The organism is Sulfurovum sp. bin170, from assembly GCF_010892395.1.
Lineage (GTDB): Bacteria > Campylobacterota > Campylobacteria > Campylobacterales > Sulfurovaceae > UBA1140.
The window spans coordinates 1-7,366 of sequence record NZ_JAACKB010000350.1 but is presented as its reverse complement, the minus strand read 5'-3'; the positions used below and the strand labels follow the sequence as shown (position 1 = coordinate 7,366).

The following is a 7,366-nucleotide window of genomic DNA, read 5'->3' as shown; positions in this document are numbered from 1 at the left end:
CTAGTTTTAATAGAATTAAATAAAAACTCATAAAGGTGAAATTATGAAAAAATCTCAAAAAATTCTCTCTTTTGCAACCCTATCACTTATTGCTCTCTCTCTTGGGGCATGTGCATCAGGGGCAACAAATAGCCAATCCAAAGGTTTATCTGTAGGCTCGACTACAACAGGAAGCACAACTCTGTTTTCAAAAAACATCGTAGGGAAAAAACAAGCCTTAGTTGTTGGTGTTAGTGATTATGCAGGAGAAAGTGCTGATTTGGGTGGGATAGAGAGAGATGTCAATAAGATGAAGAGACTCTTTGAGGGCTGGGGATTTGAGGTCAAAACGCTATATGACAGAGAGTCCATTCAGATAGTTGATTATCTTAGTCAGTATGGGGAGAATTTAGGATCTGATGATTACTTTGCTTTCTATTATAGTGGTCACGGTTCTCATAAACCTGATAGCAATGGTGATGAGGCTGATGGAGAAGATGAGACACTGGTTTTGAGTGATGGTAGGGAAAATACACATCTCATTGATGATATTTTATATGCAAAATTTAATGGTATAAAAGCAAAAAAGATGATTTTCTTTGACTCATGCCATAGTGGAACAGTCTTTAGATCGTTGAATGGAAAATCTCAACCAAAAACAATATCTCCAAATAGTGTTACAAAATCTTTCTCTAAAGGTCTCTCGATAGGTGGAGTAACTAAAAAAAGTGATACAATGGATAGAGATAGTAAATATATTGTATTCTCATCTTCTCAAGACGATGAAGAGTCATTGGCGACACCAACAGGGAGTCTCTTTACAAACTCAATATATGAGATTTTTTCAGACAAGAGTTCTCAGAGTAAATCTTTTGATGATATAGGTAAAATCTTGACAAGCAAAGTATTAGCCTATGCAAAAGAGAGTGAAGGAACACCTCACCATCCTAGTATATCTTTTTCAAAATCATACTCTAATTCCGATACATTTCAGAATTTTGTTGGAACAAAGTCTACTGCTTCAAATTCAGCAACTTCAACCACACCTGTAGCCGTACCTAGCCAAACACCTACCACGGATTCAACACTTCAAAATACTCTAGAGACGCTTATGAATAATGGAGAGATGAAAAGAATGAATCTTAGCTATAACAAAACTAGCTATAACACAGGAGAGTCTGTTGAGTTTTCATTAGACACAGGTGGAGACAGAGGATACTTAACTATCTTTTATGTTGATAGTAATGATGTAACACTACTCTATCCAAACCCTTTTGTAAACTCCAAAGAGATACAGGGTAGATACTCATTTCCAAAAGACCTATCTGGTGGAAAATTTGAACTAGAGGCTTACAAGGGTTGCAATGGTTGTCAAGAGGAGAAGACAGTTATATATACTCTCCTCTCTTCTAAACCTATTTTGGATGCTAGTGCTATACGAAGTAGAGATGGTTTAACCAGTTTTGCTAGAAAGTCTAGTGAATCACAAATTATGACTCGTGCTGTTAGAGTCAAGGCCGTACCTACTAATAATAGTGGATTTAAGCCACAATTAGGTAAATATGAATTTATTGTCAGATAAAAAAGTCACATTTTAGTGACACTTATTTATGGTATAATGAAATTCGAAAATTAATTAAGGAGAAATGAAATGGAAAAAAGAAAACTATGTCAGATGTCATTTTTGATAACAACAGCTATTGTTATGACGGGGTGTTTTGGCACAAAAACGGCAAAACCGACTGTAACTACTACTAGCAAACCAACACAAGTAGTTGAAGCTTCAGCAAGTGTATCAGATCTAAAGGCTGCAGGATTTGGTACTATTGCACTAAATGGGAAGAAAAGTTACTCTCAAAATCAAGCTATTCAATTTGCTGTTGATACTAGAGGAAAAACGGGATATCTATATATCGTTTATGTTGATGAAAAGGGTCAAACAGCACTACTCTACCCAAATGAAAAATCACCTCTAACTGAACTCAATGGCAAATACCTATTCCCTAGAGATTTTGGAGGAATGCATATCAATGCAACCAAAGATTGCAAAGGGTGTGAACAAGAGAAGACTACAGTCTATGCGATACTTAGCAAAGATAAAATCTCAGATATTAAAAATATTACTGCATCACAGCTTGGTGTTAGCACATCCCCTAAAAAATCACAAGGCAAAGGGCTATCTATGAGTCTAGCTGGAAATGGTGGTCAGAATGCCAATATCAATGTTGGTAAAATTGAATTTTTTGTAAAATAGGAGAGTATAATGAAAAAATTTATTAAACTATCAGCAGTAGCTGTAAGTATGTTGTTTTTTGCAGGGTGTTCTGCACCAGAGATTAAACTAGAGCAAGATGGTGGAGCTATAAGTGTAGTAAAAACAAACTATAGTGAAGCACTGAAAAATGCTAATGGTATGGTAAGTATATTTAACAATGGACAACCTGTAGAGATATATGTTACCCCAATTGTTGACAGGACAAACTCTGGAGGAAAATTACCAAAGAATATAACTTCTATAGTAAATTCAAGCTTTAACTCTATAGGTGATAAGATTATTACTATAGCTAATATTAAGGGAAAAAAGTTTTCAAAAAATAAATTTTATAGAATAAATGGTGCTATTACTGAATTTGACCTTATAGAGGCTTCAGGCAGTGGTATGGATGCAGCAGGACAAGCTACATACAACAATCAACAAGGTACTATAGATGCTGGAATGAAAAGAGAGAACAAAACTACAAAACTTACAATTGTATTCAACCCAGAAGATGTAAGAACTAGAAATTTTGTACCTAGAGCATCAACAAAAAACAAGATAACAATTGAGCAAAAAAGTAGTGGGAATGAGTTTGCATTTTCTATTCTTGGTACAGGTGTTGGGGTAGATAATGCACTAACTAAAGCACAGGGTACGCACTCCTCTATTACTATATTGATAGAGTTAAGTGTTGTAGAGGTGTTGGGTAGATTAGTAAATTATCCATATTGGCTTCTGACAGGAGGAGGTGTAAATAGTGATGTGGTATCTAACCTATCAATAAGATTCCTTCGTGACCCACTAAATAAGAAAATCCAAAAAGTTAGTTATCTTCTAGCTCTACAGGGAGCAAATGTACAGATGACAAGTATGATGAACCCTAAATTAAAAGCGGCGATAATCAAATATAAAACAACTCATGGTCTACCAGCCAATAGTGATATAAATCGTAAACTATATATGAGTCTTATAGGAGCTTCATAGGATTTCAAAAAAATGGTGGGTTTAGAAGCCCCACTATATAAGGAGCAGACAATGCAACAAAAACTACTAATAACTACAATCATTATATCTTCTACTCTATCTCTAAATGCAGAGGTCAAAGTCTCTATATCAGGTTATGACAAAGAGGATATCTCTATATCTACTAACGAGAGTGGAGCAAAGGGTGTATCTGTGACCACCGATGATAGTGGAAATAAAAACTTTGTCTATATTGACAAGGGAAGCTCTGTAGTAGACTCTACAATCGGAACATCAATCCATGTAAATAGTGGCTCTGTAAGCAGAGAGGATAGAATAGAACTCTACAGAAAAAAAATCAATCGCTATGAGGATAAAATAGAAAGTTATAGAGCTAAAATAGATAAATATAGAAACAAAATATTGGATAAACCAAAATATAGAGATAGATATGAGGGAAATATAGAGCGATATGAGGATAAGATAGATGAATATATAAGAAAAATTAGAGAATCTGAAGAGAAAATATCTCAATATCAAAAAGACAAGTAGAGAGTTACTCTACTTACCACCTAAAGCATCATCTAATATATTGTCTATAATGCCCTCCTCTTCACCCTCTAAAGAGTCACTCAACGCACTCCTCATGGTCTCTTGAAGATGCTTTCTAGCATTATCTGCAACTACTTTATCTTTGTCAACTACAGCAAGAATTGAGTCTAAATCAAGACCATTTATCTCCTCTCCAAGCTCATTGAATCGGCTCTCTACACTTTTGTCTATTTTTATTATATTAGATATATTTCCATCATCATCTAGTGACTGTAGAAGCTGTGCCATCTTTACAACTTTCTCATCCGTAGTATTGTCTCTACTTACACCATCTATCAAATCCTGTGGAAATACTCTACCATCATCTGTTAGCTTATCGAGTGTACCTAAAGCATAAGCACCGATACTGAACTCTATAGGAACATCACTACATGAAAATTCACCTGTACTAGTTGTATATCCTTCTATCTTACCACAAGCATAAGCTACCCCTTCTACGGGAGCATCAATAAGGTAACCTTTCTTTAAAGTTGTATCTAAATCAGGAATATCTGAACCTGTATTAGACCCTTCAGTTGCATTTGTATCATTGAGAATTTGATTAACATCAGGATTCTCACTTGCATTTGCATCATTAAGAATTTGGTCAGTATCAGTAGCATTTGCCTCTTGATTTGTATCATTTACCAACTCTATTAAGTCTGGTACCTCTTTATCATCAGAACTACCACTACCACAAGCTATAATAGTTAGAGCTAGAGCTGACACTATGAGCGTTCTTTTTAACATAGTTTTCCTTTTTTTTAATTAATCAAAATATTTAGAGGTGCTAATTCCCTCATCATCTGAGCTTCCACCAGATAGTTCACTGTCGTCAATATTAGTAACATTTGTAATATCACTAACATCATCAGAAGAGGATGCAACACCTGCATTGATATATTTATCTGTCTTTATTTTACTATTTTCAATATTTAAAGACTGTACAATATTATCACTATCTGTACTTGAACCTAAATTTAGAGTATCTCCATCCATATCCTTGAAGTCGCGATCATCTAAATCGACATTTTGTATATCTCTATAGATATACTGTTTTCTAATTTTACTTCCATCTCCAATATTACCAAACTGGTCATTCTCTACTGCCTCTCTAAAATCCTCATTACCATCTATTTTCATATATTTTGCACTCTTCTCCTCTCCTTTATGTGCTCTATTTTTGGCTATACTCTCTACAAAAGTTAGATTAACAGCCCCCTCAACCGTTACAAAATTTTCATCTGCATCAGCATAAGAGAGAGAGGAACCTATTATTAGTAGAGTCGATATAAGTCCAATGGTAGCTATTCTATTTTTCATAATATTTCCTTTAATTTGATTTAACAACTGAACCCATATTGCTATTTTCAACTACTGATTCATTTTGTATCTCAATACTTTTACTCTCGGATACAAAGGGTGTATCCACAGCAGAACCTTCAAAATTCATCTTATCCAAAGTAAATGTAGCACCACCCTGCTCCATACCATCCAAAGTAAATGTAGCACCATGAATACTGTTACTACTCTTTAGTTTCTCCTGTTTATCTAATTTTAGTACAGATTTTAGCTTTTTACTACTATCCATCATAAAATTAGGAACAACATCATAAGGGGTATTACCATTTGCATTGTATATATTTTTGGATGCACCATTTGAAAGAAGTAGATTTACCATATCACTATAACCATTTTTTGCAGCTATATGAAGAGCTGTATCTCCATCAATATTTTGAATATCAAGAGGTGTTCCATTGTTAATAAGAAGCCTTGCAATTCTAAAATATTGATAAAAAATAGCATCTTGAAGAGCGGTTTGATAGTAGACTCCACCTTTTCTAGATAATTCTATATTCTTAGAAACTAAAAACTCAACTATATCATATTTTTCCAACTCAACAGCATAGTGTAGAATGGTCTTATCATACTTATACAGTTGATAAGTTGGTACTTTTTCTAAAAATTTCTCAGTAGTTTTGACCCCTTGATTTAGGCTCACAATTAACTCTTTTTCTAAATTGCTACTATCTGCATTTAACATATGTAAGTTAAATAACAGAAGAGGCAAAATAAATAAACTTTTTTTCAACATCATAAACTCCTATTACTCTTTTGCATTTATTCCAACATTTACACCACTCACTTTACTACCTTTTATTATACTAATGTTTGTATTATCACTTACATCCAAATCTCTATCTTCTGCTTCCACATTAATTCCAACTGTAGAGTCTGAGATTTCACTATCTTTGATAATATTTATATTTGTATTATTGTTAACTTGTACGCTACTATCAGTTGCATCGACACTAAGTCCAACTACTGAATTATCTATATCACTATCAGATGTTACAGCTACATTAATATTATCAGTTACAGTAACATCACTATCTGCAACTATATTTGTTGCACCTACAATCAAAATTCCTGTGACGATTAATAACATTTTTTTCATTGTGTAACCTTTTTATTTATTATAACATTATTAAGTGGCTTTAAAGTGGCTTTAAAAGAAAATTTTGATTTAAATTGAATGAAAAAAAGAGAAGAGAGGTAAACCAAACATATTAATGCTAAGTCTATTGGGAAAATTTATAAAAACAACACCATTAAATATTTTTTAGGAAGTGCAACTGAAGTTGCACCTCTACTTTGAATTTTAGTCTGCTTTGATTGTTGAGCCAAGAGTTGAATCTTTTACTTCACCACCAACAGCGATACCTACATTGATATTATCATTTGCATTTACTACACTGTCAGTTGCCTCTATAGCTGAACCCAATGTTGAATCTTCAACCTTTGCATCAACAGCTATACCAACATTGATATTGTCACTTGCATTTACTGTACTATCCGTAGCATCAATAGATGAACCAAGTGTTGAACCCTCAACTTCACTATCAACCGCAATACCAACATTAATGTTGTCATTTGCATTTACTTCACTGTCTGCAACCATTGATGTTACACCTAAAACTAAAACTCCTGCTAGTGCTAATGCTAACTTTTTCATTTTCTAATCCTTTATTTGTTTAAGATAACCGTAGTATATCATAGCTAAGTGGCTCTAAAGTGGCTTTATACCTTTTTAACCTATTTATAGTATAATACAGTAGTGTAGGAATTAATAAAATTATTTAATAATATACAGGAGGTATTAATTATGAGGGTTTTAAATATAATTTTACTATTTGTCGTAACAATCTCTGCAGAGTCATTACCAATTGAGTCCAACAAGACAAAAGTAGATATTAATGATACTATAAACTCCTGCCTTGGTATCTCCAAAAAAAATCTAGACTACTGTACACTTATAATAGATAAAGATAAAAAGAGTACATGTTTTGGTATAGTCAAGAGAGATAGTGGATACTGTGCAATGGTCAAAGATGAAGATATGAAAAACAGATGTCTATCTATTGCACTATCAGATATAACTCATTGTGATAAGATAAAAGATAAAGATTCAAAACAAGTTTGTAAATCACTATATAGAGAGATTGAGTCCGAAGAGAATCAAGAAGATTGTAAATAGTTAGATAAATATGAATTTAAAAAAATTAAAAATATTTT

At 33.3% G+C, this 7,366-nt stretch carries 10 protein-coding genes; 5 read left to right on the top strand and 5 right to left on the bottom strand.

Annotated features, from left to right (window positions below; all coding sequences use genetic code 11):
• Positions 1–43 precede the first annotated feature (43 nt).
• From GSY74_RS08375 to GSY74_RS08360, 4 genes are all read left to right on the top strand, one after another.
• On the top strand, positions 44–1,561 hold the full coding sequence (locus GSY74_RS08375) for a caspase family protein (RefSeq protein WP_164664653.1): 1,518 nt from the start codon (positions 44–46) through the stop codon (positions 1,559–1,561).
• A gap of 69 nt (positions 1,562–1,630) precedes the next feature.
• On the top strand, positions 1,631–2,233 hold the full coding sequence (locus GSY74_RS08370; RefSeq protein WP_164664652.1) for a DUF4384 domain-containing protein: 603 nt from the start codon (positions 1,631–1,633) through the stop codon (positions 2,231–2,233).
• Positions 2,234–2,242: 9 nt separating this feature from the next.
• Positions 2,243–3,220, top strand: coding sequence for a hypothetical protein (locus tag GSY74_RS08365; RefSeq protein WP_164664651.1), 978 nt, complete (start codon positions 2,243–2,245; stop codon positions 3,218–3,220).
• Between the two features lie 51 nt (positions 3,221–3,271).
• Entirely contained in the window at positions 3,272–3,751 is a 480-nt protein-coding gene (locus tag GSY74_RS08360) for a hypothetical protein (RefSeq protein ID WP_164664650.1), read from the top strand.
• A 9-nt stretch (positions 3,752–3,760) separates the two neighbouring features.
• Here GSY74_RS08360 and GSY74_RS08355 read toward each other — a convergent pair whose 3' ends face one another.
• The 5 genes from GSY74_RS08355 to GSY74_RS08335 all read right to left on the bottom strand — a co-directional run bounded on the left by GSY74_RS08355 (position 3,761) and on the right by GSY74_RS08335 (position 6,806).
• Positions 3,761–4,540 (bottom strand): hypothetical protein, encoded by a 780-nt coding sequence (locus GSY74_RS08355; protein ID WP_164664649.1) that lies wholly within the window; start codon positions 4,538–4,540, stop codon positions 3,761–3,763.
• 18 nt (positions 4,541–4,558) lie between these two features.
• Entirely contained in the window at positions 4,559–5,113 is a 555-nt protein-coding gene (locus GSY74_RS08350) for a hypothetical protein (RefSeq protein ID WP_164664648.1), read from the bottom strand.
• Positions 5,114–5,123: 10 nt separating this feature from the next.
• A complete protein-coding gene (locus GSY74_RS08345; protein ID WP_164664647.1) occupies positions 5,124–5,882 on the bottom strand; it encodes an ankyrin repeat domain-containing protein in 759 nt (252 codons plus the stop codon).
• Positions 5,883–5,897: 15 nt separating this feature from the next.
• Entirely contained in the window at positions 5,898–6,248 is a 351-nt protein-coding gene (locus GSY74_RS08340; RefSeq protein WP_164664646.1) for a hypothetical protein, read from the bottom strand.
• A 204-nt stretch (positions 6,249–6,452) separates the two neighbouring features.
• Positions 6,453–6,806 (bottom strand): hypothetical protein, encoded by a 354-nt coding sequence (locus GSY74_RS08335; RefSeq protein ID WP_164664645.1) that lies wholly within the window; start codon positions 6,804–6,806, stop codon positions 6,453–6,455.
• A gap of 150 nt (positions 6,807–6,956) precedes the next feature.
• Between GSY74_RS08335 and GSY74_RS08330 the strand changes: the two genes are divergently transcribed.
• Positions 6,957–7,328: a hypothetical protein gene (locus tag GSY74_RS08330; protein WP_164664644.1), complete on the top strand. Its 372-nt coding sequence runs from the start codon at positions 6,957–6,959 to the stop codon at positions 7,326–7,328.
• Positions 7,329–7,366: the final 38 nt, after the last annotated feature.